The sequence below is a fragment of the Mesorhizobium sp. M1A.F.Ca.IN.020.06.1.1 genome (assembly GCF_004023265.1).
Classification (GTDB): Bacteria; Pseudomonadota; Alphaproteobacteria; order Rhizobiales; family Rhizobiaceae; genus Mesorhizobium.
This window is the reverse complement of the sequence record NZ_RZSR01001464.1, coordinates 1-940: the sequence shown is the minus strand read 5'-3', so window position 1 is coordinate 940 and position 940 is coordinate 1. Positions and strand designations below refer to the sequence as shown.

Sequence of the window (940 nt, the reverse complement as noted above, 5' to 3'; positions counted from 1 at the left end):
GACTTTCAACCATCCATGGCTGGCATGAGGAAAATGGCGCCGAAATGATCGACGCAGGCATGTGGCTGCGACCATGGTACTACCCGGCCATAGGCGAAAACATTAACGACGCCTATGTTCGCGAAGCCGCACACGTGCGCGAGCATGTCGGCATCGTCGACGTCTCCACGCTTGGCAAGATCGCTGTGCAGGGACCCGATGCCGCGGAATTCCTGAACCGCGTTTATGTGAATGGCTTCAAGACACTTCCGGTTGGCAAGCTGCGCTATGGCGTAATGTTGCGCGAGGATGGCTTCGTGTTCGACGATGGCGCAACGGCACGGCTCGGCGATGACGACTACTTCATGACGACCACGACGGCGAACGCCGCGAAAGTGCTCGCCAGAGCGGAGTATCTATTACAAACTGCGTGGCGCGATCTCAAGGTACATGTCACGTCAGTCACGGATCAGTGGGCTGCAATCGCGATTGCCGGTCCGAAATCCCGCAGCGTTCTGAGCGATTTGACAGGGACGGATCTGGGCAATGACACACTACCCAACAATCACTTCACTCATGTCAAGATCGCCGGAGTGGCTTGCCGCCTTCATCGCATGAGCTACTCAGGTGAGCTGGCCTATGAGCTTTACGCTCCAGCCAAGCGTGGCCGTACGATCTGGGAGACTCTTATTGCGGTCGATGCTTCGTATCAACTCAAGCCGTATGGTCTCGAGGCGATGGGCACCCTGCGCATCGAGAAAGGCCACATCGCCGGTTCGGAAATCGAAGGGCGCACGACACTGAAGGACTTAGGTCTGGAGGGCCTTGCTTCGGGCAAGAAGCCCTTTGTTGGCTCTGTCCTGCGAAAGCGTCCTGTCCTTGAAGACGCAATGCGCCCTTCGTTAGTAGGACTAGAAATCGCCGGCGATATTGGCGCGCGGGCAGGTTCCCTTCTTTATGG

Annotated in this window: 1 protein-coding gene; it reads left to right on the top strand. The window is 57.2% G+C overall.

Annotated elements, in window-relative coordinates; translation table 11 throughout:
* Positions 1 to 44: 44 nt before the first annotated feature.
* The coding region (locus EOA60_RS34890) for an aminomethyltransferase family protein (RefSeq protein ID WP_245502704.1) at positions 45 to 940 on the top strand (896 nt) is incomplete at its 3' end.